Here is an 894-nt window from a genome sequence, read left to right as displayed (position 1 = left end):
GGGGAAATTGTACTCGCAAACAGACAATAACACAAGAAAAATCATGCGGTTATGAATATTTCAGGGGCGACTATATAAGGACCTACCGTGTGTCAATGTGTCCTGCATGCGTCTGACACCTTTGGCACTTGAGATGCTCTGGTAGCGGGTGTGGTATGTAGCGCAGGGTATCGTAAAAAACGGGCCCGTTGACCTGTTTCGGATTGAAGAGAATCAGGCCTCTGAAAAGCAAGCCCGCAGATCTTCATGATTCGTGATGATCGGCCAAAGGCGCCTACACGGCACGGTCGAAGCGCATGGCTTGGGTGATCATCTTTGATGACAAGGGATAGGTGCTGTGGGTGAGCTTGGCCGGCAGGGCCACGGCCAAACCGAATATGCTGGCCGCACCGATGTGGGTCAAGATATCGCGGCGCAAGACATCGCGCACGCGCTCGGTCGTGAGCACCGCCAGGGACTGCAGAGGCTCGAACTCGCACTGCCGCTCAGTGTTGACCTCGGCATTGGCGGTGAGGACGGGTGCGAAGGGCCTGCTGTGGCACATCGAGCACGAAGGCCCACCGTCAAGCGCGACTCTGAGCACCAGCCTGCGACACAGCAAACGGAGACATCGACGGCCTGGCCACGTCGATAAGCCCTTACCAAATGCAGACGCAGGGGAAGTCGGCTACCTGCCGCCCTTGCGCAAAAGCGTGCGCCGCAGCTTTCAGCTGAGGTAAACACCGAAATGGGCGCGCCGCAACCGCTTGATGACCGCCATCAGGGCTGCTCCATCACGCTGCGAGCGTGTACTGCGCTGCGCACGGTCTTGCTGCTGGGGTAATCCCCCCGAAATCCAGCGCTCCGAGAAGTAGAGCTATGCGGCCATGGCCAGCCGCTGTTTTGGGGTGATGC

The 894-nt window shown here is 58.5% G+C and carries 1 protein-coding gene; it reads right to left on the bottom strand.

What is annotated here, in order from left to right:
- Positions 1-274 precede the first annotated feature (274 nt).
- Positions 275-544 carry a hypothetical protein gene (locus tag ACK4TH_RS12355; protein ID WP_409626877.1) on the bottom strand — a complete coding sequence of 90 codons (270 nt, stop codon included), beginning with the start codon at positions 542-544 and terminating at the stop codon, positions 275-277.
- Positions 545-894: the final 350 nt, after the last annotated feature.

The sequence above is a fragment of the Tepidimonas sp. genome (assembly GCF_046292505.1).
Classification (GTDB): Bacteria; Pseudomonadota; Gammaproteobacteria; order Burkholderiales; family Burkholderiaceae_C; genus Tepidimonas.
Note: the sequence above shows the minus strand (reverse complement) of the source record. Positions and strands in the feature narration are given on the sequence as shown.